The sequence below is a fragment of the Kitasatospora sp. NPDC050463 genome (genome assembly GCF_040655255.1).
GTDB lineage: Bacteria > Actinomycetota > Actinomycetes > Streptomycetales > Streptomycetaceae > Kitasatospora.
Genome location: NZ_JBFAJO010000022.1, coordinates 82,468 through 108,005, shown reverse-complemented (window position 1 = coordinate 108,005; position 25,538 = coordinate 82,468). Strand labels below are relative to the sequence as shown.

27 protein-coding genes and 2 pseudogenes are annotated in these 25,538 nt (G+C 71.7%); 8 read left to right on the top strand and 21 right to left on the bottom strand.

From position 1 onward, the window contains the following. Positions 1–35: 35 nt before the first annotated feature. The 4 genes from AB0J08_RS16715 to AB0J08_RS16700 form a co-directional block, all read right to left on the bottom strand. On the bottom strand, positions 36–1,850 hold the full coding sequence (locus AB0J08_RS16715; RefSeq protein WP_360633632.1) for an NHL domain-containing thioredoxin family protein: 1,815 nt from the start codon (positions 1,848–1,850) through the stop codon (positions 36–38). 66 nt (positions 1,851–1,916) lie between these two features. After that, positions 1,917–2,948, bottom strand: coding sequence for a Fic family protein (locus AB0J08_RS16710; RefSeq protein WP_360633629.1), 1,032 nt, complete (start codon positions 2,946–2,948; stop codon positions 1,917–1,919). Positions 2,949–3,102: 154 nt separating this feature from the next. Continuing rightward, on the bottom strand, positions 3,103–4,251 hold the full coding sequence (locus tag AB0J08_RS16705; RefSeq protein WP_360633626.1) for an acyltransferase: 1,149 nt from the start codon (positions 4,249–4,251) through the stop codon (positions 3,103–3,105). 144 nt (positions 4,252–4,395) lie between these two features. Next, positions 4,396–4,920 carry a GNAT family N-acetyltransferase gene (locus tag AB0J08_RS16700; RefSeq protein WP_360633623.1) on the bottom strand — a complete coding sequence of 175 codons (525 nt, stop codon included), beginning with the start codon at positions 4,918–4,920 and terminating at the stop codon, positions 4,396–4,398. An 89-nt stretch (positions 4,921–5,009) separates the two neighbouring features. Here AB0J08_RS16700 and AB0J08_RS16695 point away from each other — a divergent pair, with 89 nt between their 5' ends. Further along, positions 5,010–5,495: an LURP-one-related family protein gene (locus tag AB0J08_RS16695; RefSeq protein ID WP_360633620.1), complete on the top strand. Its 486-nt coding sequence runs from the start codon at positions 5,010–5,012 to the stop codon at positions 5,493–5,495. 55 nt (positions 5,496–5,550) lie between these two features. Here AB0J08_RS16695 and AB0J08_RS16690 read toward each other — a convergent pair whose 3' ends face one another. Next, the gene (locus AB0J08_RS16690) at positions 5,551–6,780 is read right to left on the bottom strand and encodes a glutathionylspermidine synthase family protein (protein ID WP_360633617.1); all 1,230 of its coding nucleotides are present in this window, start codon (positions 6,778–6,780) and stop codon (positions 5,551–5,553) included. A 5-nt stretch (positions 6,781–6,785) separates the two neighbouring features. After that, positions 6,786–7,139 (bottom strand): hypothetical protein, encoded by a 354-nt coding sequence (locus tag AB0J08_RS16685; RefSeq protein ID WP_360633613.1) that lies wholly within the window; start codon positions 7,137–7,139, stop codon positions 6,786–6,788. 161 nt (positions 7,140–7,300) lie between these two features. Between AB0J08_RS16685 and AB0J08_RS16680 the strand changes: the two genes are divergently transcribed. Then, a complete protein-coding gene (locus AB0J08_RS16680; RefSeq protein WP_360633610.1) occupies positions 7,301–7,723 on the top strand; it encodes a DUF350 domain-containing protein in 423 nt (140 codons plus the stop codon). A 79-nt stretch (positions 7,724–7,802) separates the two neighbouring features. Here AB0J08_RS16680 and AB0J08_RS16675 read toward each other — a convergent pair whose 3' ends face one another. Continuing rightward, entirely contained in the window at positions 7,803–8,162 is a 360-nt protein-coding gene (locus tag AB0J08_RS16675) for a helix-turn-helix domain-containing protein (RefSeq protein WP_360633607.1), read from the bottom strand. A 98-nt stretch (positions 8,163–8,260) separates the two neighbouring features. Between AB0J08_RS16675 and AB0J08_RS16670 the strand changes: the two genes are divergently transcribed. After that, the gene (locus AB0J08_RS16670) at positions 8,261–9,160 is read left to right on the top strand and encodes an NAD(P)-binding domain-containing protein (protein ID WP_360633604.1); all 900 of its coding nucleotides are present in this window, start codon (positions 8,261–8,263) and stop codon (positions 9,158–9,160) included. Between the two features lie 129 nt (positions 9,161–9,289). On the opposite strand, the gene AB0J08_RS16665 is transcribed toward AB0J08_RS16670, so the two are convergent. After that, the gene (locus AB0J08_RS16665; protein WP_360633601.1) at positions 9,290–10,345 is read right to left on the bottom strand and encodes an aldo/keto reductase; all 1,056 of its coding nucleotides are present in this window, start codon (positions 10,343–10,345) and stop codon (positions 9,290–9,292) included. Between the two features lie 165 nt (positions 10,346–10,510). Between AB0J08_RS16665 and AB0J08_RS16660 the strand changes: the two genes are divergently transcribed. Then, positions 10,511–11,569, top strand: coding sequence for a hypothetical protein (locus AB0J08_RS16660; protein ID WP_360633598.1), 1,059 nt, complete (start codon positions 10,511–10,513; stop codon positions 11,567–11,569). A gap of 286 nt (positions 11,570–11,855) precedes the next feature. Continuing rightward, a complete protein-coding gene (locus AB0J08_RS16655) occupies positions 11,856–12,911 on the top strand; it encodes a class I SAM-dependent methyltransferase (RefSeq protein ID WP_360633595.1) in 1,056 nt (351 codons plus the stop codon). Positions 12,912–13,076: 165 nt separating this feature from the next. Here the strand turns inward: AB0J08_RS16655 and AB0J08_RS16650 are convergent. From AB0J08_RS16650 to AB0J08_RS16640, 3 genes and pseudogenes are all read right to left on the bottom strand, one after another. Further along, positions 13,077–13,505: pseudogene (locus tag AB0J08_RS16650) on the bottom strand (DUF6087 family protein); the annotation flags it as partial. Positions 13,506–13,538: 33 nt separating this feature from the next. Further along, on the bottom strand, positions 13,539–13,859 hold the full coding sequence (locus AB0J08_RS16645; RefSeq protein WP_360633592.1) for a multidrug efflux SMR transporter: 321 nt from the start codon (positions 13,857–13,859) through the stop codon (positions 13,539–13,541). Between the two features lie 84 nt (positions 13,860–13,943). Further along, positions 13,944–14,288, bottom strand: a complete 345-nt coding sequence (locus tag AB0J08_RS16640) for a multidrug efflux SMR transporter (protein WP_360633589.1) — start codon at positions 14,286–14,288, stop codon at positions 13,944–13,946. 118 nt (positions 14,289–14,406) lie between these two features. On the opposite strand from AB0J08_RS16640, the gene AB0J08_RS16635 reads away from it, so the two are divergent. Together AB0J08_RS16635 and cutA are read left to right on the top strand one after the other, a co-directional pair. Then, a complete protein-coding gene (locus tag AB0J08_RS16635) occupies positions 14,407–14,859 on the top strand; it encodes a MarR family transcriptional regulator (protein WP_360633586.1) in 453 nt (150 codons plus the stop codon). A 126-nt stretch (positions 14,860–14,985) separates the two neighbouring features. Next, entirely contained in the window at positions 14,986–15,333 is a 348-nt protein-coding gene (gene cutA, locus AB0J08_RS16630) for a divalent-cation tolerance protein CutA (RefSeq protein WP_360633583.1), read from the top strand. A gap of 157 nt (positions 15,334–15,490) precedes the next feature. Here the strand turns inward: cutA and metG are convergent, their stop codons facing one another. The 10 genes and pseudogenes from metG to AB0J08_RS16580 all read right to left on the bottom strand — a co-directional run bounded on the left by metG (position 15,491) and on the right by AB0J08_RS16580 (position 24,353). Next, positions 15,491–17,221: a methionine--tRNA ligase gene (gene metG / locus AB0J08_RS16625; RefSeq protein WP_360633580.1), complete on the bottom strand. Its 1,731-nt coding sequence runs from the start codon at positions 17,219–17,221 to the stop codon at positions 15,491–15,493. Between the two features lie 219 nt (positions 17,222–17,440). Continuing rightward, entirely contained in the window at positions 17,441–18,613 is a 1,173-nt protein-coding gene (locus AB0J08_RS16620; protein WP_360633577.1) for a damage-control phosphatase ARMT1 family protein, read from the bottom strand. A 24-nt stretch (positions 18,614–18,637) separates the two neighbouring features. Then, entirely contained in the window at positions 18,638–18,997 is a 360-nt protein-coding gene (locus tag AB0J08_RS16615; protein WP_360633574.1) for a hypothetical protein, read from the bottom strand. 397 nt (positions 18,998–19,394) lie between these two features. Then, positions 19,395–20,213: pseudogene (locus AB0J08_RS16610) on the bottom strand (helix-turn-helix transcriptional regulator). Then, positions 20,210–20,737 (bottom strand): DUF6879 family protein, encoded by a 528-nt coding sequence (locus AB0J08_RS16605; RefSeq protein WP_360633571.1) that lies wholly within the window; start codon positions 20,735–20,737, stop codon positions 20,210–20,212. The pseudogene AB0J08_RS16610 and the gene AB0J08_RS16605 overlap by 4 nt, the downstream one beginning before the upstream one ends. Continuing rightward, positions 20,721–20,912, bottom strand: coding sequence for a hypothetical protein (locus AB0J08_RS16600; RefSeq protein ID WP_360633568.1), 192 nt, complete (start codon positions 20,910–20,912; stop codon positions 20,721–20,723). Before AB0J08_RS16600 ends, AB0J08_RS16605 begins: the two co-directional genes overlap by 17 nt. 189 nt (positions 20,913–21,101) lie before the next feature. Beyond that, complete coding sequence (locus tag AB0J08_RS16595) at positions 21,102–21,290, bottom strand: DUF397 domain-containing protein (RefSeq protein WP_360633565.1); 189 nt, start codon at positions 21,288–21,290, stop codon at positions 21,102–21,104. 75 nt (positions 21,291–21,365) lie between these two features. After that, a complete protein-coding gene (locus AB0J08_RS16590) occupies positions 21,366–21,593 on the bottom strand; it encodes a DUF397 domain-containing protein (RefSeq protein ID WP_360633562.1) in 228 nt (75 codons plus the stop codon). 743 nt (positions 21,594–22,336) lie between these two features. Beyond that, positions 22,337–22,939, bottom strand: a complete 603-nt coding sequence (locus AB0J08_RS16585) for a GNAT family protein (RefSeq protein WP_360633559.1) — start codon at positions 22,937–22,939, stop codon at positions 22,337–22,339. A 130-nt stretch (positions 22,940–23,069) separates the two neighbouring features. Then, the gene (locus AB0J08_RS16580; protein ID WP_360633556.1) at positions 23,070–24,353 is read right to left on the bottom strand and encodes an adenylosuccinate synthase; all 1,284 of its coding nucleotides are present in this window, start codon (positions 24,351–24,353) and stop codon (positions 23,070–23,072) included. A gap of 126 nt (positions 24,354–24,479) precedes the next feature. On the opposite strand from AB0J08_RS16580, the gene AB0J08_RS16575 reads away from it, so the two are divergent. Beyond that, positions 24,480–25,331, top strand: coding sequence for a diacylglycerol kinase (locus AB0J08_RS16575; protein ID WP_360633553.1), 852 nt, complete (start codon positions 24,480–24,482; stop codon positions 25,329–25,331). The last annotated feature ends 207 nt before the right edge of the window (positions 25,332–25,538 follow it).

Below are 25,538 nucleotides of genomic sequence, written 5' to 3'. Positions count from 1 at the left end.
CGCCGGGCCCTTCGTGCCGCCGGTGCCGGTCGCGGCTACTCCATTCCGGCGAGCACCAGCGGCAGCCGGCGCGCGCCGTCCGCGGCCAGCTTCACCGGCACGCCCCAGTCCTGCTGGTGGACGTGACAGGACGGGAACTCGATCTCCGGGTCGTCGTCGCAGGAGGCGGCCATCGCCGAGACGTGCAGCACGCCCTCCGCCACCTGGTCGGAGAGCACCAGCTCGCGGGAGAGCGCGGTGTCCGCCCCCGCCCCGGAGAGCAGCAGTTCGGGCGGGGTGGAGCTGACCAGCAGCCGGGTGGACGGACCGTAGCGCTCGTCCAGCTTCTGGCCGGTGGGCGCCGAGAAGACCACGTCCACCCGGAACGTGCCGGGGGCGACCTCGGTGGCGGCCCGCTGGGTGCGGTGCGCGACCGACTCGACCCGGACGGCCTCCTCGGGCAGCCGCAGCCTGGTGAGTCGGTGCCGGGCGGACTCGACCACCACGATGTCGCCGTCGACCAGCACCGCGCCGGAGGGCTCGCGCAGGTCGGTGGCGAGCGTGGTGACCTCGCCGCTCGCCGGGTCGAAGCGGCGCAGCGCGTGGTTGTAGGTGTCACTGACGGCCACCGAGCCGTCGGGCAGCACGGTGACGCCCAGCGGGTGCTGGAGCAGCGCCTGCTCGGCCGCGCCGTCGCGGTGGCCGAAGTCGAACAGGCCGGTGCCGACGGCGGTTCGGACCGTCTTCGTTTCACGTGAAACCGAGCGCAGCGACGAGGTCTCCGAGTCGGCCACCCAGAGCAGTTCGCCGTCGGCCGAGACGGCCAGGCCGGACGGCTGGGCGAACCAGGCCTCGGCGACGGGGCCGTCGACCAGGCCCTCGTTGGTGGTGCCGGCCGCGACACCGACGGTGCCGTCGGCCGGATCGTACGCCCAGAGCTGGTGGACGCCGGCCATGGCGATCCAGACCCTGCCGTCGAACCAGGCGACGTCCCACGGCGAGGAGAGGTCCACCTCGCGGGCCGGGCCCTCGGTCGCGGAGCCCTGCCACCACTGGCGACCGGTACCGGCCAGGGTCTCGACGCTGCCGTCGGCCAGCCGGACACCGCGCAGCGCGTGGTTGACGGTGTCGGCCACGATCACGTCGTACGCCGAGCCCTCCGGGAGCAGGGCGAGGCCCTGCGGCTCGCTGAACCGGGGGCTGGTGCCGTCGACCAGCCCGCGCACGCCGTCCCCGATCCGGCGGACGACGCTCTCGCCGTCCTCGGCCAGCTCGACCAGCGAGTGGTGGCCGGAGTCGGCGACCAGGAAGTGCCCGTTCGGCAGCCGGACGGCTTTGCCGGGGAACTTGAGGTCTCCCGCGGTGGGCTCGGGCGCCACGTAGGGGCCGTCGCCGCGGCGCAGGGTGCCCTTGGCCGCGTGCTCCGCCTCCAGCTCCTCGACCAGCCGGGCGATGGCGTGCGCGTGCCCCTCGCCGGCGTGCTGGGCGACCACGTAGCCCTCGGGGTCGATCACCACCAGCGTCGGCCAGGCCCGCACCGCGTACTGCTTCCAGGTGGCGAGCGCCGGGTCGTCCAGCACCGGGTGGTGCACCTCGTACCGGGCGACGGCGTCCACCACGGCCTGGTGGTCGGCCTCGTGGACGAACTTGGGGGAGTGCACGCCGACGATCACCACGGTGTCGCGGTGCTTCTCCTCCAGCTCACGGAGTTCGTCCAGGACGTGCAGACAGTTGATGCAGCAGAAGGTCCAGAAGTCCAGGACGGTGATCTTGCCCCGGAAGTCGGCGAGTGTGAGCTCCTTGCCGCCGGTGTTCAGCCAACCGCCTGCCCCGACCAGCTCGGGGGCGCGTACACGTGCACGAGATGCCATACCCCCATCAAACCGCACGAGGGGCGCTCCTCATTCCGGCGGGAAGCCGGTCCAGAATGGGGAGCCTCAAGCCGTGGAGCGTGGCCTGCGCTGGTGCTTGGCCGCCTTGTAGGCGTCGACGGACTTTCGTGAGGAGTGCCAGACTCCGTCCGAGCCCTGTACCGCGCTCAGACGCCCCCGCTGTGCCGCCTGCCGGAGCGCGGCCAGCGAGAGCTCCTCGTCGACGAGCGCAGCAAGCGGGACCATTCCGGCGGGGCCTGCCACGTTGGGGACGACGAAGCGATTGAGGTTGTCCTCCATCGCCCGGGCGATGAGCTCGCCGAGGGCGCCGAAGTCTCCTGCGTCCGCCCTGCGTAGTGCAGCCAGGTATGCGTCCCGCTGCCGCTTGAAGATGATGACCGGGGGATATCCGAGCCGTACCAGGACGAGGTTGATGACAAGTCGGCCGGTTCGGCCGTTGCCATCGAGGAACGGGTGGATTCGCTCGAACCGGTTGTGGACCTGGGCAAGCTCTTCCGGAAGCGGGCGTGCGAGATCTTCGTTCTTCTCGATCCGCTGGCCGAGGGCACATACGTCGCCGACCCACTGCTCGACCTGTGCCGGGACGAGCGGCCAAGGCGGCGGTGTCATCCCCTCGGCGAAGGAAGCGATGTCGTGTTCGCGGAAGTTGCCGGGCCCCTCGCGATCGCCGCTGTCGGGGTGGGGAGCGATGTTCCAGACCGGTGTCATCGCCACGTGGTGGATGTGACGGATCTCGGTGAGCGTGACGAGGCGACCGTCGTGCCATGCGTCGGGTTCCAGCGCCTGGCCGGAGGCCGAGCTGGCCGCATCCGCGTAGCCCTGGACCTCGTTGTACTCGCTCAGCGGCTTCGCACCGACCGCCCGCCCCTGGTCGAGCAGCGCCTGCACCTCGCGGAGTACCAGGGTGTTGCCTTCCAGGGCCGTCGAGTGGTGCGCTTCCTGGTGCCGGATGTCGTCCCAGATTTCCCGGGCCTCCCGGGGGTTGGGCAGTCCACCGAAGCGCTCGTTCAGCTCGGTCAGCGCTCCACCGAGGCGGCTGTAGACGGTGCTACGGCTGGGCCTGCCTCGTCCGGCCATCGTTGGCTCCCCCAGAGTTGATACATGCCAGGTGCAGCGAATTGAACTTATCAACTCTGCCGGCCCGGGGAGGCCGGGGGCGGGCACGTTCACTCGGTCGTGGAGAGATTCCCCTACGGAAGAGCCCGGAAGTCCGGGCGGTGGCGCTGCCCGGTCACTGCGGCCGGGACTGGCCGGCCAGGGCCGGGGTGGGTGGGGGCGTGGTCGGCGGTTCGGGGGTGGGGGTGGGTGCGGTGGGGCGGGGGCGGCGGGAGACGGTGTCGCACCAGGTGATCAGGCGGCGGCCGACCTCGATCATCGGCGTCTCCAGGCGGCGGTGCAGCAGGTCGGCGGCGGCCAGGGCGACCAGGCAGACGGCGGCCGCGAACAGCGGGGTGCCGCCGGGCAGCCACGGGGCCAGGGCGGCGGTGACGCTCACGGCCGAGGCCTGGAGCAGGTAGAGGCCGTAGGAGCGTTCGCCGACGAAGACCAGCGGGCGCAGTGAGAGGACCAGGCGGCCCGGGCCGGGGCCGAGCAGGGTGGGCAGCAGGAGCGCGACGCCGAGGCCGAAGAGGAAGATCGTGACCTGCTCGCCGCCGAAGTGGGCGGTCAGGTTCGGCAGGTTCGCGTGCAGGACGAGGAAGCCGGCACCGGCCACCGCGCCGACGACCGGGTGGGTCAGCGGGCTGAGCAGGGCGAAGCCGCGGCGGCTGTGCAGGACGACGGCGAGCAGGGCGCCGATCAGCAGCACCGAGTAGTGCAGGCCCATGCCCTTCCAGGTCTCGTTGTACGGCACCAGGACGAGGGCGATCGCGGCCACCGCCAGCGGGATGCGGAGCTTGTCGGAGATCAGGCCGACCAGGACCAGCGCGAGCGGCCAGACCAGGTAGAACTTCTGCTCGATGCCGATGGTCCAGGTGTGCAGGTACGGGGTGTCGCCGGCGAGGTGGTACTCGTTCATGAAGCCGAGGTAGTTCGGCAGATGGTCCATCAGCACCGCCCAGCCGTGGCCGGAACGGTAGACGGCGACCATGGTGATCGCCAGCCCCAGGTAGTACAGCGGCACGATCCGGAAGACCCGCCGGAGGTAGAAGTTCCGCAGTGATATGCGCCCGGTGCGGTCCCGTTCCCGGAGCATCAGGGTGGTGATGAGGAAGCCGGAGAGGACGAAGAAGGCGTGGACCCCGATCCAGCCGGAGAGGAACCGGGACTCCGGGCCGCCGTAGTGGAAGAAGACGACGATCACGGCGGCGAGCGCGCGCAGCCCGTCCAGTGCGTCGAACCGCCGCATCGCGAGGAATTCGGCGTGGGTGAGTCGGCGCATGGGGAGTCTCCGGGCGGACGGGGTGTCGTTGCCGGGGCGCCCGCGGGCACCCTCGATCAGGGCAGCGACATCATGGCCGACCGTGGCCGTTCTTGACCATCCGGTGGCGGACTGTGGCGGTTCCGTGCAGCCCGTGCGAACGGCTCAGCCCAGCTCCGCCGGGACCGAGGACCAGCGGACCTCGCCGTCCTGCTGCTCCTCGGTGGGGGTCAGACCGGCGGCGCGGGCGACGGCGGCGGAGGCGTGGTGGTCGGGGTGGATGTGGGCGAACACCTCGGTGACGCCGGCCGCCCGGAGGTGGGCGACCAGGGCGCCGGCGGCCTCGCAGGCGAGGCCGCGGCCCTGCCAGGGGGTGCCGAGGACCCAGGCGATCTCGGCGGCGTCCGCGCCGACGGTGGCCTGCACGTAGCCGGTCAGCCGGCCGTCGGCGCGCAGTCGCAGGGCCCAGTTGCCCCAGGCCACGGCGGGGTCGGGGGAGCCGGCGGCGAGCCGGGCGTAGCGGGCCCGCAGGGCGTCGGCGGTCGCCGGTTCGCCGCCGGTGAAGGTGTGCAGGGCCGGGTCGGCGAGGGCGGCGGCCAGCTCCTCGGCGTGCTCGGGCCCGATCGGGAGGAGGTCGAGGCGCTCGGTGTGCAGGGTGACGGCGGTGGCGGAGGCGTCGGCGGGGTTCACGGGGCCATTCAACTCCGGTGTGTGGCGGTGCTTCGCGCCGGGAGGCCGATCGGGTCGAATGGACGGTACGTCCATGCGGAGGAGGCGGTATGCGGTACCTGGTCAGGGAGAAGCTGTTCGCGATCGGTGACGACTACTGGATCGAGGACGACCGGGGGCATCGGGCGTTCCTGGTGGACGGCAAGGTGCTGCGGCTGCGCGACACCTTCGAGCTGAAGGACGCCGGCGGCCGGGTGGTGGCGGTGGTGAAGGAGAAGGCGTTCACCGTCCGGGACGCGATGAAGATCGAGAACGCCGACGGCGACGTGGTCGCGACCGTCCGGGAGAAGCTGTTCACGCCGTTCCGCGACAAGTACCTCGTGGAGCTCGCCGGTGGCGGCGAGCTGAAGATCCACGGGAACCTGATCGACAAGGAGTACCGGATCGAGAACGATCGCGGCGACGACCTCGCCCGGATCTCCCGCACGTGGTTCCGGGTCCGTGACACCTACGGCGTGGAGGTGGCCGACGGCGCCGACGCGGGGCTGCTGCTGGCCGTCGCGGCCTGTGTGGACCATCTGACCGAGGAGGACTGACTGACCGGAGGAGGACTGACCCCGGGCCGGGCCGGGCAGGTCAGGTCAGGTCAGGTCAGACGATGATGTGCGGCAGGAAGCGGGCACCCTGGTGGGTGATCGGGCTGTCGTCCGTCTCGCGGATGCCGAGGCCCGCCGCCTCGCCGTCGATCACCCAGGTGCCGAGCACCGGGCGGTTGCCGTCGAAGTCGGGCAGCGGGTGGTACTGCTGGTAGCAGTGGCCCTCGGCGCCGTAGCGGTCCGGGTCGCCGGCCCAGGCGGCGAGCCGGGTCACGCCGCCGTCCGGCCCGACGATCCGGACGCCGGCGCCCTCCCGGCCCAGCAGCGGCTTGGCCGCGTACCCGGGGCCGTCCGGGTCGGCGAGTTCGCGCGGGCCGTCCAGGTAGGCGGGCAGCAGGTTGGGGTGGCCCGGGTAGAGCTCCCAGAGCACCGCCAGCAATGCCTTGTTGGAGAGCAGCATCTTCCAGGCCGGCTCGATCCAGAGCGTGGAGCCGGTGCCGCCGCCGTGGTCGATGACGTCCAGCAGCTGCTCGCCGAACTCCTCCTCGGCCAGCCACTCCCACGGGTAGAGCTTGAACGCCGAGCGGATGAAGCGGTGTTCGAGGTCGACGAAGCGGCCGGAGAGGCCGTCCCAGCCGATGTCCTCCATGGCGATGCCGACCGTTTCGATGCCGGCCTGCTCGGCGCACTCCTGGAGGTAGAGGGTGGTCATCCAGTCCTCGCCCTCGGTGTCGCCGCGCGAGTGGGCGAAGTGCACCGGGCCGGGCGGCAGCAGGTGCTTCTGGCGGGCCCAGGAGGCGACCAGCCGCTCGTGCAGCGAGTTCCACTGGTCGGCGGCGGGGAAGCGCTCCTCCATCCAGAACCACTGCGGGCCGGCCGCCTCGATCAGCGAGGTCGGGGTGTCGGCGTTGTACTCGAACAGCTTGGCCGGGCCGGTGCCGTCGTACGCGAGGTCGAACCGCCCGTAGACGGCCGGCTGTTCGTCGCGCCGCCGCCAGGACTCGGCGACGGTCGCGGCGAGCCGGGGGTCGGTGATCCCGTAGTCGGCGAACCGGCCGGTCCGGACCACGTGGTCGGCGGCGGTCAGGCACATCCCGTGCAGTTCCTCGACCACCTCCTCCAGCGCCTCCACCTCGGGCACCGAGAACTCGTAGTACCCGCTCTCGTCCCAGTAGGCGTGCGGGCCGCCCTGGTTGCAGGGATCGGAACACATCGCGTAGATCAGGCCCTGGCCCTCGACGGTGGCCAGCCAGTCGGGACGCGGGGCAATGGTGCGGCGGCGCATCGCGGTCAGCCCCCGCCCGAGCCGCTGGAGCCGGACGGGCAGCCGAAGCCGCCGCGCTTGGTGGCGGCCTTGTCGAAGGTGCCGCCGAGCGCGGTGGTGCCGCCCGAGCCGCAGTAGTACCAGCGACCGGCGGCGGCGTTGGTGGTGGCGCCCGTGCACGCGTGGCTGTCGAGCACCTTGAGCGTCGACGGGTCGACGCAGCGGCTCGGCGGGTTGCCACCGCTGCCGGAGGAGCAGCCGGAGAGCGCCAGGGCGAGGGTGCCGACCATGCCGAGGGTGACGAAGCCCGAGCGGCGCCGGGCGTCCGGTCCCGTGCCGCCGGTCCGGATGGCTGTGGGGGGTGACTGGGACGGCGTCATGGCGCCCGATGGTACGCGTGGGCCGCGATGGTACGGGAGGGGCCCCGCATTCCTGTCCTGCCACGGGGTCGATGGGATATGTTTTGCCGATCCTTGACCGTCGGACCGGGCGGAGCCGGACCCGGCGGGATTCAGTGAGCGGACACGGGGGACGGACACCCATGAACGACATCCTGCACGGCCTCGGTGCGGCGGCCGCCTTCGGCGCCGTCGGCGTGGTGCTGCTGCTGCTCGGCGTCGGCCTGGTCGACGTGCTCACGCCGGGCAGGCTCGGTCACCAGATCTGGGTCGAGCGCAACCGCAACGCCGCCGTGGTGCTCAGCTCCGCGCTGCTGGGCATCGGCGGCATCGTCTTCACCGCGATCATGTACACCTACGAGGACTTCGGCAAGGGCCTGGTCTCCACGGCCTGCTTCGGCCTGCTCGGCCTGGTGCTGATGGCCGTCGCCTTCTGGGCGGTGGACATCCTGACGCCCGGCAAGCTCGGCGCCATCCTGGTCGACCCCGAGCCGCACCCGGCGGTCTGGGTCACCGCCAGCTGCAACGTCGCGGTGGCGGCGATCGTCGCGGCCGCGATCGCCTGACCCACCGGCGCCTGACCCGCGGGCGCCTGACCCGCCGCCGCCGGACCTGGCCCCGCGTGACGCCCGGTGCCCGGTCGGGTCACGCGGCTCCCTGGTCGGGGTGCGCGGCCCCGCCGAGGACGTGCTCGCGGCCCCAGGCCCCCAGCGGTGCCAGCGCCGCGTTGAGCCGCGCCCCGACCGCCGTCAGCGAGTACTCGACGCGCGGCGGCACCTCCTGGTACGACTCGCGGTGCACGATGCCGTCGGCCTCCAGCTCGCGCAGATGGGCGGCGAGCACCTTCTCGGTGATCCCCGGCACCTGGCGGCGCAGCTCGCCGAAGCGGCAGTACGGCCGCTCGTCCAGCGCCCAGAGGATCAGCACCTTCCACTTGCCGCCGATCACGTCCATCGCCGCGTCGATCCCGCAGACGTACCCACCCGGCCTCGGCACCGTCGCCATGCCCCACCCCTTCCGACCTCATCGCTCACCTCAGGGTAACCACCCACACCGAAGTGCGTACTTGTCCGCCGACTCCCCTGGCGACGAGCCTGATCGGCATGGCACAGAAGAACGTTGACCCCCTGTCGAAGACCGCCCCGACCTCCCTCACCCTGCTCGGACTCGGCGCGATGGGCGCCGCGCTGGCGCGGACCTGGCTCGCCGCCGGGCATTCGCTGACCGTCTGGAACCGCACCGCCGCCCGGGCCGAACCGCTCGCCGCCCAGGGCGCCACCGTCGCCGCCACCGCCGCCGAGGCGGTCGCGGCCAACCGGCTGGTGGTCGTCTGCCTCCTCGACGACGCCTCCGTCGAGGAGGCGCTGGACGGCGTCGACCTGGCCGGCCGGGACCTCGTCAACCTGGTCACCAGCACCCCCGGCCTGGCCCGCGCCCGCGCCGCCTGGGCCCGCGAGCGCGATGCCCGCTACCTGGACGGCGGGATCATGGCCGTCCCGCCGATGATCGGCGTCCCGGCGGCCGGTCCGTACGTCTTCTACAGCGGCTCGCAGGAGCTCTTCGAGGAGCACCGCGACACCCTGGCCGTCCCGGCCGCCACCCGGTTCGTCGGCGAGGACGCCGGCTTCGCCGCCCTGTACGACGTGGCGCTGCTGAGCGCCATGTACGGCATGTTCGCCGGGGTGGCGCACGCCTTCGCGCTGATCGGCAAGGAGTCCGTGGCCCCGAGCGACCTCGCCCCGCTGCTGACCTCCTGGCTCCAGGCGATGGCCGGCTCGGCGGCGCAGACCGCCGCACAGCTGGAGTCCGGCGACTACACCCTGGGGGTGGTCTCCAACCTCGCCATGCAGGTCGCCGGCACCCCCACCTTCCTGCGCACCGCCGAGGAGCAGGGCGTCAGCCCCGAGCTGCTCGCCCCGTACTTCGAGCTGATGGCACGTCGGCTCGCGGAGGGGTCCGGAGCGGAGGACCTGACCGGCGTGATCGACCTGCTGCGGCGCTAGGCGGGGCGAGGGGGCGTCCGGAACGCGTGCCGCCGCTGCGCCCGTCCGGGCCGGCGCTCCGGGTGGCGCCGTCAGTTGCCGGCCCCGGGGGTGATCCTCCCGGGGCCGGCAACTGACGGCGGGCAGGTGCTAGCCCGCCGCGCGGTCGGTGGCGGGGCGGCGACGCAGAGTCGGGTCGGTGAGGGCGGGCGGCTGCCAGACGCCGTCCGGGTGGTAGACGTTCGTACCGGGCGGGACGATGGCGTCGATCCGGTCGAGGGCGGCGTCGTCCAGGGTGAGGTCGGCGCCCTTGAGGGCCGCCGCCAACTGCTCCCCGGTGCGCGGGCCGATGATCACCGAGGTGACGGCCGGGTGCGCCAGCGGGAAGGCGACGGCCAGTTCGGGCAGGGTGCGGCCGAGGTCGTCGGCGAGCGCGGTCAGCTCCTCGACGGCGTCCAGCTTGGCCGCGTTGACCGGCAGCGCCGGGTCGAAGCGGGCCGGGGTGAGGGCGGCCCGGCCGGTGCCGAGGTCGATCGGGCGGCCCTTGCGGTAGCGGCCGGTGAGGAAGCCGGAGGCGAGCGGGCTCCAGGTCAGTGCGCCCATGCCGAGCCGTCGGACGGTCGGCAGCACCTCCCGCTCGACGCCCCGGGCGAGCAGCGAGTACGGCGGCTGCTCGGTGCGGAAGCGGGGCAGGCCGCGGCGCTCGGCGACGTGGTACGCCTCGACGATCTCCTCGGCGGGGAAGGTCGAGCAGCCGAAGGCGCGGATCTTGCCGGCCGTGACGAGGTCGCCGAGCGCGGAGAGGGTCTCCTCGATGTCGGTGGTGTGGTCGGGTCGGTGGACCTGGTAGAGGTCGATCCAGTCGGTGCGCAGCCGGCGCAGGCTCTCCTCCACCTCGCGGACGATCCAGCGCCGCGAGTTGCCGCTCCGGTTGCGGCCCTCACCCATCGGGAAGTGCACCTTGGTCGCGACGACGACGTCGTCGCGGCTGCCGCGGCTCTGCAGTGCCTTGCCGACGATCTCCTCGGACTCGCCCGCCGAGTACATGTCCGCGGTGTCGACGAAGTTGATGCCCTGGTCGAGGGCGGTGTGGATGATGCGGGCGCAGTCGTCGTGGTCGGGGTTGCCGACCGCGCCGAACATCATGGTGCCGAGGCAGTAGGCGCTCACCTCGATGCCGGTGCCGCCGAGGACGCGGTAGCGCATGGTTCAGTCTCCCTGGTCAGGATCCGTGCCGAGGTGTCAGACAGTAGGCCCTGGAGTGCACTCCAGGGCAAGGGCGGCCGGGGCCGACGGGCCCACCCGCGCGGGGGAGCGGGTTCCCCCGCGCGGGGGAGGTCCGGCCCGGGCGGCCGGTGTGACCGTGGGGTCATGACGACATCGGCGGGCGGGGCGGCGGTACGGGCGGCGGACGACGGGGGCCGGGCGGGGCGGGACGCGGTGGAGCGTGGTCCGGCGGAGCGTGGTCCGGCGGGGTGGGGCGCGGACGGTCGGGGGGTGGCCGCCTGGGGCGTCGCCTACGCGGGCTTCGGGCTCGGCTGCGCGCTGACCGGGGAGGCACTGTTCGGTGCGGTCCGGCCGGGTTGGGCGGTCGCCGCGGTGGGCGCCGTCGCGGCGGTGACCGGGGCGGCCGCGGCGCGGGGAGGACGGCGCCGCCCGGCGCGGCCGCGGGTCTTGCGACCGGTGCTGTGGACGCTCTGCGCCCTGACCGGAGCGGCGGCGTTCGGCCTGCTGATGGACGTCATCACGCTGGTCTTCAACCAGGACGTGGACAGTTGGCCGGGCGCGGTCCAGCACGCGCTCGCCGCGCTCGGCGCCGTCCTGCTGGCGGTCTCCGCCCGCACCGGCGGTCCGACCGTCCGGGCGGCCGGCACGGGCTCGCCCCCGGCTTCGTCGGCGGCCTCGGGCACGGTCCAACTGGCCGCTCTCGCGGGGACACTGGCGTTCGCGCCGTACGTCGTGATGAAGCTGACCTGGGCCCTCGGCGGTACGTTCGCCGGCCTGAGCGGGGCGCAGATGCGGGCCGTCGCCGTCCGCAACGGCGCCTCCGGGCTCTGGCTCACCCTGGAGTCCTGGGGCGTGGACGCGACGGCGCTGCTGGCGGTGCTCGGGGTGTTCCTGCTCTGGGGCCTGGTCCGCCCGTGGGGCCAGGTGTTTCCCCGGTGGACCTGGCTGCTGCGCGGTCGTCGCGTCCCCCGCTGGCTGCCGCTCGCCCCCGCCCTGCTCGGCGCCGCGACGCTCGCGCCGTACGGCGTCTTCGGCATCGGCTACCTGGCCCTCGCCACCACCGGCGTGGTGACCGTGTCGCCCGGGGACTTCCCCACCGAGGCGGACGTGCTTCTGGTCGCCTGGATCGGCCTCGGGGCCTTCGCCGTCTTCGGCACCGCCCTGGCCGTCGCCGCCCGCTCGTACTGGCACCGCACGCGGTGATGCGCTCGGCGCGCCCGTCCCTTTTGCGGAACCGGCAACATGGCTTGCCGGTGGAACGGGCCCTGTCGCAGCCTGGCGGCGGAGGTGATCGCCATGGTCGACGGCAGGCAGGCAGGCAGGCAGGCAGGCAGGACGGCAGGACGGCAACGGGGACGGCACGTCGGCGGCGTTCGCCGTCAATCGAGCACGACCTGGTGGGTGAGGAGACCGAACAGGCCCTCACGGCCGCGCAGGTCCGGAACCGGAACGCTGTGAACCCCCCCCGTCCGCTGGAACGGAGAACGTCATGAACCGATCGCACCGCCCCGCACCCGGCCCCGATCACGTCCACGCCCACGGTCAGGACCGCGGGCACACGCACCACGGGCACGGCCACGAGGCCACCGGTGACGTCGACTGGGACGCCCTCGCCACCCTCCTGGAGCGCGAGGCCGAGCTGCGCGCCCCGGCCATCACCGAGGCGGCCCACTGGTTGCGGGAGTTGCTGGACGGCAGCGATGCGAGCAACGGCAGCTCATCGAGCGACGGCAGCTCATCGAGCAACGGCAGTGGTACGCGCAACGGCAGCCCATCGAGCAGTGGCCGCAGGGCGAGCGAGGACAGCCGCGCGAGCAGCGGCGTCCGGCGCGTCCTGGACGTCGGCAGCGGGCCGGGTGTGATCGCGGGGCTGCTGGCCGAGGTCTTCCCGGACGCCGAGGTGGTCGCCGTGGACCAGTCCCCGGCCCTGCTGGAGCGGGCGCGGGTCCGTTCGGCCGACCGCCTCACCACTCAGCAGGCCGATCTGCCGGGCGACTTCTCGCTGCTCGGCGCCGCCGACCTGATCTGGTCCGCCAACGCGATCCACCACCTCGGCGACCAGCAGGCGGCGCTGACCGCGCTGGCCGGCTCGCTGCGCCCGGGCGGTCTGCTGGCAGTCGCCGAGCGCGGGCTCCCGCTGCGCTTCCTCCCCCGGGACATCGGCCTCGGCCGCCCCGGCCTCCAGGCCCGTCTGGATGCCGCCCTGGAGGACACCTTCGCCGAGATGCGCGCCGAAGTCCCGGACGCCGTCGACACGGTGGAGGACTGGCCCGCGCTGCTGGCCGCAGCCGGCCTCGTTCCCAGCGGCACGCGGACCTTCCTCACCGACCTGCCGGCGCCGCTCGACCGCACGGCCCGCGAGTACCTGCACACGTACCTGGCCCGCCAGCGCGGGCGACTCGGCGAGGGCCTCGACGCCACCGACCGCGCGACCCTGGACGCCCTGCTCGACCCCGAGGCCCCCGCCGGCATCCTCGCCCGGCCGGACGCCTTCTACCTCACCGCCACGACCGTCCACACGGCCCGGGCGGCCGGCCCGGAGTGAGGAGTTGACCGGTTCCCGGCCGGCCGCGGGCGCACCGGCCGCGGGCGCACCGGCCGTCGCCCCCGCCTCGCCGCCCTTGCCGCCCCCGCGTGCGGCGTCGGGCCGGGCCGGTCGGGAGCGTCCGGCGCTCACCGGTCCGGCTTCCGGTGCCGCCCGGTGCCGCCCGGTGCCCTTCCGGAGCAGCGCCACCGGGGCGTCCGCCCGCGGGAACGTCGCCCCCGGGGGCCCGGCCGTCCCGGCGGCCTCGGCCGTCGCCACCGCGTCGCCTGCCGCCGGTGCGGGCGCCCCGTCGGTCGGCCCGGAGCGGACGATCAGCGGGTACGCCTCCGCGTAGCTCTCCGCCACGGCGACCGGCTGCCACTCGAAGCCGTCCCACTCGACGACCAGGCGCGGCCCGTCCCGGAACACGTGCGCCCCGCGGCGCGGCCCGGGGGCCAGGGTGATCGCGTCACGCGTCCCGGGTGTCCGTCGGCGCCCTTCCCGCCTGGCGTACCACGCCTTCAGCGGCTCGTGCTCGGCGTCCGTCGCCGCCTCCCTCCGGTCGGGTCGGGAAGCGCCGGTCTTGCCGATGGCGCGAGGGCGGGGCGATTCCACGAACGGGTGAAACCCGGTGGTGGCGGCGCCGGTTCAGATCCCGGCGGCGAGCTTCAGGGTGATCGCCCCGGCGATGATCGAGGCGAACGAGAGCAGCTTGGGGAGAGTGATCCGCTCCTTGTAGATCAGGGCGCCGAAGACCACGGTGCCGATCGAGCCGAGCCCGGTCCAGATCGTGTACCCGACGCTGACGTCGAGGGTCTTGAGCGCCTGGCTCAGGGTGAAGACGCCGGCCGCGGCGGCGACCAGGGTGAAGACGGACGGCCAGAGCCTGGTGAAGCCCCGGGTGGCGTTGGTGCCGAGGGCGAAGGCGATTTCGAAGACGACGGCGATCGCGAGGAAGACCCAGGCCATGACGGACTGCTCCTGTGGGTGAGGGGGATCGGTTGGGGACTGCGGTGCGGTGCGGTGTCGGGAGCGGGGAGGAGCCGGTCCGGCTCAGGCCGAGGCCGGCGGCTGCGCGCCGAGCCGGTCGGCGAGCTTGAGGCCGAGTACTCCGCCGATGATCAGCACGAAGGCGACCGCCTTTCCGGCGTTCATCGACTCGTGGAAGATCACCGACCCGAGGAGGACGGTGCCGACCGAGCCGATCCCGGTCCACACGGTGTAGCCGACGCCGACGTCGAGGGTCTTCAGGGCCAGACTGAGGAAGAAGATCCCGCCGGCGGCGGCCGCGGCGCTGAGCAGCGACGGCCCCAGCACGGTGAAGCCGTGGGTCGCGTTGGTGGCGAGGGCGAAGACGACCTCGAAGACCGAGGCGACGAGCAGGTAGATCCAGGCCATGGGAGCCCCCCGGGTTCATGGTGGTTGCATGTATGTGCAAATTTATGTCGACTGGGCAAGAGCATGCATGTACAAGTAATCTGTGTCAACCCACCCCGCTCGGCCAGGGAGCAGCCCCGTGACCTCTCCACCCAGCCCCACCGGCGGCGATGCGGACGCCCGGATGTGGAGTCGGCTGACCGCTCTGCACACGCACGTCGAGAGCCGCCTGGCCGCCGCCCTCCAGCGTCGGCACGGCCTCGGGCTCTCCGAGTACCGGGCCCTCGGCCTTCTCGCCGAAGCGCCCAAGGGGGAGCTGCGGATGCAGGACCTCGCCGCCGGGCTCGGCCTCAACCAGAGCTCCGTCACCCGGCTGGTCGCCCGCCTGCACGCCGCCGACTTCACCTACCGGGACTCCTGCCCGGACGACAGGCGCGGCGTCTACACCGTCATCACCGCCACCGGCCGGGCCCGCCACGAGGAGGCCCGGACCACCTACCGGGAGACGCTCGCCGCGAGCCTCGACGAGGCCGCCGCCGACACCGCCGACATCGCCGCCGTTCTCACCGCGGCCCGCGACGCCCTCGCCTGAGCGCGACGCCCTCGCCTGAGCGCCGCGACCGCGACAGCGGCTCGGCTCGCCGTCACCCGTGCACGGGAAGTCGGCCGGTCCGACGTCCCGCTCCGCGCGTCGGTGCGTCGGCGGTACGGTCGCGCCATGGCAGCTTCCACCCCTGACGTCGTCGTGGTGACCACGACCCACGACGCCGAGGACAAGGCGCGCGCCCTGGCCGCCGCCGCCGTGCGCGAACGGCTGGCCGCGTGCGCGCAGATCCACCCCGTCCGGTCGCTCTACTGGTGGGACGGCGAGGTGCGGGAGAGCCCCGAGTGGCGCGTCGACCTCAAGACCCGCGCCGACCTCGTCACCCGCCTCGGTGCCTACCTCGCCGAGCACCACGACTACGAGACACCCGAGATCATCGCCGTCCCGGTGGTCGCCGGGAGCGCCGACTACCTGGCCTGGGTCGCCGCCGAGACCACCGGGACGGCGCCGGGCTCACCCTGACCGGGCAGCCCTGAGCGAGTAACCCTGAACGGGCGACCCTGACCGGCCCCCGCTGCCGGCCGGTGGCAACGGGGGCTGCGCCGAGCCGTAGCAGGGCGCGCCCGGTCCGGTGCGCCCTGCCGCGACTCGGCGCTGGACCTGCTGGACCTCGCCCGGCCTACTCGCCGCCGCCGAAGCGGGCGGTCCAGGAGGCCATGTCCTCCTCGGTGATCTTGGCGAAGAGCACCGGCGGGACGGTGAACGCGGTGCCGGCCGGCACGAAGTCCAGCGCGCGCGCCTCCTCCGGGCTCACCCAGGCGCGGGTACGGGCCGGGGCGTCGTCGGCGAGCGCGAACGCCTCGCGCATGGCCAGCGCCGCGGCCGGGATGAACGGCTCGGAGACCACCGCGTAGAGGTGGATCAGGTTCATCGCCGTCCGCAGGGTCAGCGCGGCTGCCTCGGGGTCGGTCTTCACCTGGAGCCAGGGCGCCTTCTCGTCCAGGTAGGCGTTTCCGGCACTCCACAGCGTGCGCAGGCTCTGCGCGGCCTTGCGGAAGTTCAGCGCCTCCAGCTGGGCCTCGTACTCGGCCAGCAGCTCGGCGATCTGCGCGCCCAGCCGCTCCTCCGCCTCGCCCGCCGCGTGCCCGGCGGGGACGTCGTCGCCGAACCGCTTGCGGCTGAAGGAGAGCACGCGGTTCACGAAGTTGCCGAGGGTGTCGGCGAGGTCCTTGTTGACGACGGAGGAGAAGAGGTCCCAGGAGAAGCTGGAGTCGTCCGACTCGGGCGCGTGCGCCATCAGGAAGTAGCGCCAGTAGTCGGCCGGCAGCAGCTCCAGCGCGACGTCGGTGAAGATGCCCCGCTTCTGACTGGTGGAGAACTTGCCGCCGTAGTACGTCAGCCAGTTGAAGGCCTTGACGTAGTCGACCTTCTTCCAGGGCTTGCGCGAGCCGAGGAGGGTGGCCGGGAACATCACCGTGTGGAACGGGACGTTGTCCTTGGCCATGAACTCCGTGTACCGGACGGTCTCGTCGGCCTCGTACCACCAGGACTTCCAGTCCCGGACCTCGCCGTCCGCCGCCGAGTCCGCCCACTCCTTGGTGGCGCCGATGTACTCGATCGGGGCGTCGAACCAGACGTAGAAGACCTTGCCCGCGGCCGCCAGCTCCGGCCACACATCGGCCGGCACCGGGACGCCCCATTCCAGGTCACGGGTGATGGCGCGGTCCTGCAGGCCCTCGGTCAGCCACTTGCGGGCGATCGAGGAGGCGAGGACGGGCCACTGGTCGCCGTGCGCGTCGACCCACTCCTCGACCTGCTCGGTCAGCTTCGACTGGAGCAGGAAGAGGTGCTTCGTCTCCCGCACCTCCAGGTCGGAGCTGCCGCTGATCGCCGAGCGCGGCTCCAGCAGGTCCGTCGGGTCGAGCACCCGGGTGCAGTTCTCGCACTGGTCGCCGCGCGCCTTGTCGTAGCCGCAGTGCGGGCAGGTGCCGACGATGTACCGGTCCGGCAGGAACCGCCCGTCGGTGACCGAGTACACCTGGCGGATCGCCCGCTCCTCGATGAACCCGTTGGCGTGCAGCTCGCGGGCGATCTCCTGGGTGATCTCCCGGTTCTGCGGCGAGGAGCTGCGCCCGAAGTGGTCGAACGACAGCCGGAACCCGTCATAGACGGCCTTCTGCTGGTCGTGCGCCTGCGCGCAGAACTCCGCGACCGGCAACCCGGCCTCCTGCGCGGCCAGCTCGGCCGGCGTCCCGTGCTCGTCGGTGGCGCAGATGTACAGCACCTCGTGGCCGCGCTGGCGCAGGTACCGGGAGTAGACGTCCGCCGGGAGCATGGACCCGACCATGTTGCCCAGGTGCTTGATCCCGTTGATGTACGGAAGGGCGCTGGTGATCAGGTGCCGAGCCATCCTCGGATGCTCCGATTTCTCCCGCACGCACCCCAGCCCGGAGTGCCGTGACAGGCGCAGGGTCTGGGGGCCGCAACGGAGTTCCGGCACGGACGCCGGACTCCGGGCTGCCACAGAGTGGCGTTCCACTGTGGGCGTCCGCAGTCTATCGAAGCCGGGGTGGCCACTCCTCGCCCTTTTCACGGGTCGGACCGGCCCACCTGGCCGCGCGGCCCGGACTCACCGCCCGGGTGGCCGCCGGTGGACCTGGACGACCGCGTGCCGACCACTGGTGCGCCACCGGGCCCCGGTGGCGTCGAGGCGGGCGAGGACGGCGGGTGCGAGGCCGACCACCACGTCCGACTTGAGCGTCCGCAGCGCCGCGACGGACGACGGGAAGTACGCGACCACGTCCGCGAACGGGGTGGTCGGCGGCCAGAGCCGATCGCCCACCAGGCGCCGGTAGTTGAGATCCCCCTTGAAGACCGTCAGCGCCGCACCGGCGAACTCCGCCCGGAGGTCGGCGGGCAGCTCGTGGAAGGTCAGCGGCGCACAGAAGAACGCATGCGTGCGGACGGCGAGTTCGCCCGTACCGAGCGCTCGCCACAGCCGCCGGCCGACCGCCGCCGCCCGGGGCGAGCGGGCCGCCCGCAGGCGCTCGACCGTGGCGAGCAGATCGGCCGTGGTCGCGTCCGACACGAAGTACGGCCGGGGCTTCACGTACAGCACCACCTCGGCCGCCAGGCCCTCGCCGAGCAGGTGGTCGATCAGCACCAGGTCGGGCAGCAGCTCCCGGCCGGCGTTGTCCGCGACGACGCAGACCCGCCCGCCCGGGGCCCGCTCCAGCTCGGTCCAGAACAGCGCACTGTCGTCGACGACCGGATCGGAGGCGGTGGTGTCGCCCGTCGCCGTCATCCCGAAGCTGAGATCCGCGCGGTTGCCCCACAGCGCGGACGCCAACAGGGCCGCCTCGCGCTGCCGTCGGGGAAGTTCACCCAGTGGCTCCAGCGCCGCCAGCTCGTCGTCCACCGCCGGGCCCGCCAACTCGGCCGCCTTGAACGGACCGAAGGGGTCGATGCCCCGCCACGCCCCGGGCCGGAACCAGCCGGTGGCGTCGATCAGGCGGTGGTAGAACCAGTTCTCCGCCCACAGGAACGGCGCCTCGCCCCAGGGCCGGCCCCAGAGGCCCTCGCCCCACGCCAGCCACTGCTCGCGGTCCTGGACGCTCCCGTCCGGCGGTTCCAGGACACCCGTGGTGCTCTCCACCAGCAGCCGCTCCACCGCCGCCCGCTGGGCGGGCCCGTACGGCAGCGCGTCGAGGACCTGCCGGACGAGCTCCGGGTGGCGCTCGTGGAACACGCTCCAGGGGAAGGAACCGGGGGCGTCACTGCGGATCACGGGCGCGGTCGCCACGTTCGGCTCGTCTCTGTCGGTCGGTCAGCGCCACCCGGTCCGGTGGGCGATCCAGCCCCGTCCGACCGCAGCCATCCGGGCCTGGTAGTCGCGCAGGTACGGCACGCCGGGCGGAGCCGGGAGGCGGGAGTTGCGCTCCCAGTATCCGGCCTGGGCCACCGCGAACGAGGTGATCGCCGCCGGCGGTGCGTCGCTCCACGAGGCGGCCCTCCCGATCAGGGCCTCCGCCAGGGCGGGGGTGTGGCCGGCCCGGATGCCGGGCAGGATGCCCCCGGCGCCGGTGACCGGCGTGAGGAAGCGGAACGCGAACGGGCTCGTCGGCCCGTGCTGCCCGTCCAGGGCGGGCAATCGCCGCTCGGTCAGGTCGAGAACTTCAGCGGACATGGGTTCTCCCTTTCACACAAACCCTGGGAATGACGGTGAGTTCGACCGCGCCCGCCTTGTCCGCGCGGCCTGCCAGGCGGAGAAGCCGCCCGGTCGGGCGGGATCAGATCGGCGACCCGGACGACCCGCTCCCGCCAACCGCCCAACGGCCTCACGTAGAGACAGAATCGCCGGACCTCCATCACCTGCACCGCAGCACCGGTCCCGCGCATGTACACCCGCTGCCCGGCCTTGGGCACCCACACCTCAGAGGCTTCGGCCATGTCGTGACTCCCCGCGGCTGTCGTTCTTCCGGACGAGCACCACGGTAGGCCGGAAACCACTAGGGTTTCTCCAGATTTCCAGTTTCAGAAATAATCTGTTCCGTGGCTCCTGGCCAGGGCTGCGGAGCCGCCCGCTACTCCTGCAAGTACTCGTCTCGAATTCGTTCAACCGCAATCCGCATCGAGTCGCCGGACACGGCAGACCCGGCGAATCTGCCGAACTGTTCAGATAGGAGGAGACATCCCGGGAGTCGGTCACGACGATCTCCGCGTGGGCTGTTTCCACCGTCACCACCCGGTCGTCTCTGATGGCGAACGAGTGTCCTGGGTGCATCCACCTGCTGTGCCGCGAGAGGTGCGAGTCGAATATCGACGTTCGGCAAGCGCGAAACGGAGATGATCCTGTCGAGCTGTCCGGCCATCATCGCGGGTGGAAGTAAGCGCCAGCGAAGAACCGGCTCGGTGATGACGAAGATCATGGTCTTGGAGGAGTCGTAGACCACTCCTTGCCGTTCGAGCCGAGCGCTGACTGTACGGCTGATGGATTCGGCACCCAGGTTCTTGCCGTCCAGGATGGATCGCACATATTCCGGTGTCTGCAAAAGGCCTGGCACCAATGACGGCTGGAACAGTTTCAGCGTAGTCATGGACTGGTCGAGTGCCATGATCTGCCGTTGCTTCCGGTGGTAGCCGAGGCGGCGGTACTCGCGCCACGCCACGCTCTCCGTGGCCGCTGCCCGGGCCGCCGCCAGATACTCGGTCTTGACCTCGTCCGAAACTCCTATGGCGGTGAGGATGCGGTCGACGTCCATGACCGATGGGGCCACCCGCCCGTTCTCGATCTTGCTCAGCTTGCTCGCAGACATGACGGCGCTGCGGGCGATGGCTTTGGCCTCCTTGCCGGATGCCTGCCGCAGTGCCCGCAGCGCTGTTCCCAGGTCAGTTCTGTTCACTCGCTGTGTTTTGCCCACCATTCGGCGAACGGTTCGGCGTGCGCCAGCGCGCTGTCTCGGTAGGCGGAGAATTCGCGCAGGCGCTCGCCAGTCGGGAAGTCCGCACCGAGGTATTTTCCGTGGTCGTCGTAGTTCATGACACCGATGGTCTGGTTGTCGAACATCCAGAAGTCCGGCGCAGCCGGGATCGGATTTTCCTGATCCGTGGTGTCGAGGGTGAAGAACTCCTCGCCGGCTTCGATGTTCCGCAGATATCCCCGCCCGAGATCAAATCGGAGGTACGGGGTGAGTGGACGGGAGAGGATGTGAACCCTGTACATGCGCTTGCCCGATTCGGTGGCATTTCGCACGGTGTCCAGCCACGCCGCCGACTTGAAAGACTCGGGCTGGGGTTCGCCGGCGAGAAAGGCCTGGTACGCGTCGATTCCGCCGGACCGGCTGTAGTCGTCAAGGGTCTCCAGTCGGAACGCCTCTGTCTCGAACTCGCCGAACCACTGGGCAAGTGTCCTAGATGAGGTTGTCACGGATGGCCTTTCGGATGAGTTCGGCCGGGATCTCTACCACCGTCTCGTGCCCGGGAAGTTCCAGGCCGTGGTCTGCCGGAATTTCGCCCTGGACGAGCAATGCCCCTCGATCGGTGGCGTACAGCGTCGGACATTCCCCGTCTTCACACGAGCTGACGAGCTTGCGGACCAGCAAGGTTCCCCCCGGCAAGGTTCCGATGTCAGCGTCGATCCTTCCGGGACTCAAACGGGGGGCGCAAGGGGGCAGAGTTTCCACTACTGGAGACCGTGACGATGTTGACCGTACGGGTAGCCCGTGTTCGTACGGGGGTTCGCCTGCTCGGTGGCCCCTTGCGTGGCGCAAGGGGCCACCGGAGCGATTCGCTCAGGCGACGAAGTGGTCGAACTCGCCGGCCTTCACGCCGAGCAGGAAGGCCTCCCACTTGCGGGGGGTGGTGCGGACGATGATGTCACCGGTGCCGGGGTCGCGGATCTCGACCATGTCGTCGACGGTGCGGACTTCGAGCGAATCGCCTGCCTCGCCGCCGAGGATGGCCTTCTGCCAGTCGTTCATGGTTGCCGGTCCTTCGAGTCGGTGTACGTGGACCCGGTGGCCCGCGCACGTGCGGGCGTCACCGGAGCGATTCCGCTAGGCGCCCAAGTGGTCGAACTCGCCGTGCTTGACCCCTTCGAGCCAGAGCACGAACCTCTTGGGCGTCGTGACGATGACCGAGTCTGGCGCATCGGACTCGCGGATCTCGATCGGGGCTTCGCCGTTCTTGGAGACCTCCACGGAGTTCCCTCCGTCTTGGGAGCTGCTGCTCGACTTCTGCCGGCTACTGATACCGGCCTCTCCTGGGGGTGGTGGCGCGGGCATCTGCCAGATGTGCCCTGTGCAGGAAGTCGGCTGGGCCGACTTCCTGCGCTACCTGCGGTGTCAGAAGATCATCGATGAAGGTGGCCGAGTCGACCGGGCTGAGTGCCGACCTGTCCATGGCATCCGGCGTCTCTCGGTAGTTCCCGAGCCGGTCCGAGTCGGTCAATGAAGATCGACCCGGGGACGGAGCCGAGTTGGATGGTGTCCAGTCTTGGGACGGCGCCTCCGGCGTAGAGGATCGGGTGCCCCGCGCCGGCGAATCCGGGGGCATCGAAGGTGATGACCCGGATGGTGATCTCCGTTGGATCGAGCCCGGTGGTTGATGCAGCGTCAGCGCTGGTCCTGCGGGCGGAGTCGCGCATCTTCCACGGCTCCAGGCCAACGCGCACCTGACGGGCGCTTGGTGTACTCCCCGGCGGCATGCGGGCAGTCTCCCGCGTCCGGGCAGGGCGGTCCACTTGGCTCGGTGGGTCGAGGCAGCCATGGGGGGCACAAGTTCCCAAAGTCGAACCGGTCCGCCGCCCCGATCGTCAGTCCAGCCCCCGACAGCGATCGAACGGACGGGCGGGGGCTTGACCTCGTGGGCGCGCTTGCCGATGAGTGGGGTGTGGAACTCATCGGGGCGTACGGCAAAGCGGTGTGGGCCGTAGTGGCGGTCGGCGGCTGATGGGTGTCTTCCTGCTGGCCGGGCTGCTGGTGTCGGTGCTCTTCGTCGGCATCGTCGCGCAGCTCATCGCGAGCCGTCAGCCGCGTGAAAGGCGCTCCACCAGGCGGGACTTGGCTGCCGGCCACTCGTCCGCCAGCATCGAGAAGTAGGCGCTGTCCCGCCAGCTGCCGTTGGCCCGCAGCTTTTCCCGGCGGTGAATGCCCTCGTACTGGGCTCCCAGGCGCAGGATCGCGTTTCGGGAGCGGTCGTTGAGCGCGTCCGTCTTCCAGAACACCCGGCCCATGCCCAGGTCCTCGAAGGCGTGGACGAGCAGCAGCAGCTTGGCCTCCGTGTTGATCGCCGTCCGCCAGGCCGACCTCGCGTACCAGGTGCCGCCGATCTCGACCAGCTCGTCCTCCGCACGGAAGTCGTAGTACCCGGTGATGCCGACGGCCCGGTCGCTCGCGAGGTCGATCACGGCGAACTTCACGGCGTTCCCGGCCTCGACCTCGGCCAGGCGGATGTCGAGGATCGCGCCCAGCTCCTCCTCCGTCGTCGGGGCGCCGAACGGGATCCAGCGCCAGACGTCCGGGTCGGGGCCGACGGTGGCCCAGAGGTCGGAGAGGTGGTCCCGGCTCAACGGCTCCAGACGGACGTGGCGGCCGGTCAGGGTGACGGGGGCAGGCAGCTTCGCGGTCATGATCCCGAAAGTAGCCAAACTCTGCACTAGATGCAAGATGTCATTGCACTAGTGCAGAGGGGGAAGGGCAAGAGGAAGGCCCTGCGGGACGCAGCGTCCCGCAGGGCCTCTCGGCCGCGAAGAGTCAGGCTCAGACGAACGAGTTGATCTGGATCGTCTCGTACCGGCCCGGGCCGACGCCGATGGCGGAGATCGGCGCGCCCGACATCTCCTCCAGCGCCTTCACGTAGGCCTGCGCGTTCTTCGGCAGGTCGGCGAAGGTCTGGGCCTTGCTGAGGTCCTCGGTCCAGCCCGGCAGCGTCTCGTAGATCGGCTTGGCGTGGTGGAAGTCGGACTGGTTGTACGGGAGCTCCTCGACGCGCTTGCCGTCGATCTCGTACGCGACGCAGACCGGGATCTGCTCCCAGCCGGTGAGGACGTCGAGCTTGGTGAGGAAGAAGTCGGTCAGGCCGTTGACCCGGGTCGCGTAGCGCGCGATCACGGCGTCGAACCAGCCGCAGCGCCGGTCACGGCCGGTGGTGACGCCGCGCTCGCCGCCGATGCGGCGCAGCGCCTCGCCGTCGGCGTCCAGCAGCTCGGTCGGGAACGGGCCCGAACCGACGCGGGTGGTGTACGCCTTCAGGATGCCGATGACCCGGTCGATCTTGGTCGGGCCGATGCCGGCGCCGGTGCAGGCCCCACCGGCGGTCGGGTTCGACGAGGTGACGAAGGGGTACGTGCCGTGGTCGACGTCCAGCAGGGTGCCCTGGCCGCCCTCCAGGAGGACGACCTTGTTCGCCTTGAGCGCCTCGTCGAGCACCAGGGTGGTGTCGGCCAGGAACGGCTTGATCTTCTCCGCGTAGCCGAGGTACTCCTCCAGCACCAGCTCGGCGGGGATGGCGCGGCGGTTGTACAGCTTGACCAGCAGCTGGTTCTTGTCGTGCAGCGCCGCTTCGATCTTCTGCCGAAGGATCGACTCGTCGAAGAGGTCCTGGACCCGGATGCCGACGCGGTTGATCTTGTCCGCGTAGGTCGGGCCGATGCCACGGCCGGTGGTGCCGATCCGGCGCTTGCCGAGGAAGCGCTCGGTGACCTTGTCCAGGGTGCGGTGGTACGGCGTGATCAGGTGGGCGTTGCCCGAGATCAGCAGCTTGGAGGTGTCGATGCCGCGCTCGTTCAGCCCGCTGAGCTCGGAGAGCAGCACACCCGGGTCGATAACGACGCCGTTGCCGATCACCGGAGTCACATTCGGGCTGAGGATGCCGGAAGGCAGCAGGTGCAGGGCATACTTCTGGTCGCCGATGACCACCGTGTGACCGGCGTTGTTGCCGCCCTGGTAGCGAACGACGTAGTCGACGGAGCCGCCGAGGAGGTCGGTCGCCTTCCCCTTGCCCTCGTCCCCCCACTGAGCGCCAACGAGCACGAGTGCCGGCACAGGCGTACACCCCTTCCGGTTGGGGCATCCTGCGAAAGCCGCAGTCTGCCCCGAGATAGACGAAGCCCCTGGCGCAATAGCGCAAGGGGCTCTTGCACCGAGAGATTACCTGAGGAAGGACCGGTCGTGTCGTCCCTGTCCACGCCCGCGAGCGGCGGCCCCGAACCGCTCCTCCTGCTCCTCGACCCGGCGGCCCGGCAGACCGACGGCGAGTCGGTGCGGATCGCGCGGGACGTCCTGTGCGGAGGGGCGGACGCCAAGGTGGCCTATCCGGAGAGCCCTTCCGAACTCGACCGGGTGCTTTCGCACCGGGGTCGGCGCCGACCCGTGGTGATCGGCTCCGACCTCGCGATGCAGCGGGTGCTCCAGGCCCTCCACCGCCAGCGTGAGCTGGGTGCGGACCCGGTGGGCATGGTTCCGGTGGGGCGCTCGGACGAGCTGCTGGCGGCCCGTGCGCTCGGCGTGCCGGGCGAGCCGGTGCGGGCCGCGCGGGCGGTGCTCGCGGGGGTGCCGCGCAAGCTGGACCTGCTGGTGGACGACGGCGGTGGAGTGGCGCTCGGCGGAGTGCGGATCTCGGGCGGCGGGGCGCGTCGGATGGTGAGCCGTTCGAGCGGCTGGCGTTCGCTATGGGCGAAACTGGCTGCGGCCGAGCAGGGGACCTCACTCACGATCGAGCCCGGCAAGGGCGAGCACAGCGCCCGCCTCCGGATCGAGGCGGACGGCCGACTGCTCGCGGACGTCCACCGGCCGGTCAAGGTGGTCGAGGTGAGCCTGCCGGGCGGGGAGGCGCTCGGCGCCGGGGTCATGGAGATCGTGGTCCGCACACCCGGCGCACTCGTGCGCGCCCGGGCGGCGACCGTCTCGGTGGCGGGGCGCGGGTTCGGCTACGAGGCGGACGGTCACCCGGTGGGCCCGGTCCGGGTCCGGACCTGGACGGTGCATCCGGGCGCCTGGGGGCTCCTGCTCCCGGCCGGCTGAGACCGGGCGCACCCGCCGGAGCGCGGACGGGCACGTCCTGAACCCCCACGAAGCCCCCGCCAGCCCCCTGTCACGCCTTGGTCCCGCCCCGTCGGCCCCTCGGGTGAGCAGGCTCACGTTGCCCGCCGTTCACCTGCGGGTCGTCCGCACACGGAATGCGTCAACGGGCGCGAACCGCAAGGCCAAGCGCCCCTCCGTCGAATTCCA

Excerpts from the sequence above, each read along its gene's own strand:
- AB0J08_RS16585 (WP_360633559.1), bottom strand. The coding sequence starts at position 22,939 with ATGACCGCGAAGCTGCCTGCCCCCGTCACCCTGACCGGCCGCCACGTC.
- metG (WP_360633580.1), bottom strand. The coding sequence starts at position 17,221 with ATGGCTCGGCACCTGATCACCAGCGCCCTTCCGTACATCAACGGGATC.
- cutA (WP_360633583.1), top strand. The coding sequence starts at position 14,986 with ATGGCAGCTTCCACCCCTGACGTCGTCGTGGTGACCACGACCCACGAC.
- AB0J08_RS16680 (WP_360633610.1), top strand. The coding sequence starts at position 7,301 with ATGAACGACATCCTGCACGGCCTCGGTGCGGCGGCCGCCTTCGGCGCC.
- AB0J08_RS16665 (WP_360633601.1), bottom strand. The coding sequence starts at position 10,345 with ATGCGCTACCGCGTCCTCGGCGGCACCGGCATCGAGGTGAGCGCCTAC.
- AB0J08_RS16615 (WP_360633574.1), bottom strand. The coding sequence starts at position 18,997 with ATGTCCGCTGAAGTTCTCGACCTGACCGAGCGGCGATTGCCCGCCCTG.
- AB0J08_RS16655 (WP_360633595.1), top strand. The coding sequence starts at position 11,856 with ATGAACCGATCGCACCGCCCCGCACCCGGCCCCGATCACGTCCACGCC.
- AB0J08_RS16695 (WP_360633620.1), top strand. The coding sequence starts at position 5,010 with ATGCGGTACCTGGTCAGGGAGAAGCTGTTCGCGATCGGTGACGACTAC.
- AB0J08_RS16690 (WP_360633617.1), bottom strand. The coding sequence starts at position 6,780 with ATGCGCCGCCGCACCATTGCCCCGCGTCCCGACTGGCTGGCCACCGTC.
- AB0J08_RS16705 (WP_360633626.1), bottom strand. The coding sequence starts at position 4,251 with ATGCGCCGACTCACCCACGCCGAATTCCTCGCGATGCGGCGGTTCGAC.
- AB0J08_RS16590 (WP_360633562.1), bottom strand. The coding sequence starts at position 21,593 with ATGCCCGCGCCACCACCCCCAGGAGAGGCCGGTATCAGTAGCCGGCAG.
- AB0J08_RS16715 (WP_360633632.1), bottom strand. The coding sequence starts at position 1,850 with ATGGCATCTCGTGCACGTGTACGCGCCCCCGAGCTGGTCGGGGCAGGC.
- AB0J08_RS16645 (WP_360633592.1), bottom strand. The coding sequence starts at position 13,859 with ATGGCCTGGGTCTTCCTCGCGATCGCCGTCGTCTTCGAAATCGCCTTC.
- AB0J08_RS16595 (WP_360633565.1), bottom strand. The coding sequence starts at position 21,290 with ATGAACGACTGGCAGAAGGCCATCCTCGGCGGCGAGGCAGGCGATTCG.
- AB0J08_RS16710 (WP_360633629.1), bottom strand. The coding sequence starts at position 2,948 with ATGGCCGGACGAGGCAGGCCCAGCCGTAGCACCGTCTACAGCCGCCTC.
- AB0J08_RS16685 (WP_360633613.1), bottom strand. The coding sequence starts at position 7,139 with ATGACGCCGTCCCAGTCACCCCCCACAGCCATCCGGACCGGCGGCACG.
- AB0J08_RS16660 (WP_360633598.1), top strand. The coding sequence starts at position 10,511 with ATGACGACATCGGCGGGCGGGGCGGCGGTACGGGCGGCGGACGACGGG.
- AB0J08_RS16670 (WP_360633604.1), top strand. The coding sequence starts at position 8,261 with ATGGCACAGAAGAACGTTGACCCCCTGTCGAAGACCGCCCCGACCTCC.
- AB0J08_RS16675 (WP_360633607.1), bottom strand. The coding sequence starts at position 8,162 with ATGGCGACGGTGCCGAGGCCGGGTGGGTACGTCTGCGGGATCGACGCG.
- AB0J08_RS16640 (WP_360633589.1), bottom strand. The coding sequence starts at position 14,288 with ATGGCCTGGATCTACCTGCTCGTCGCCTCGGTCTTCGAGGTCGTCTTC.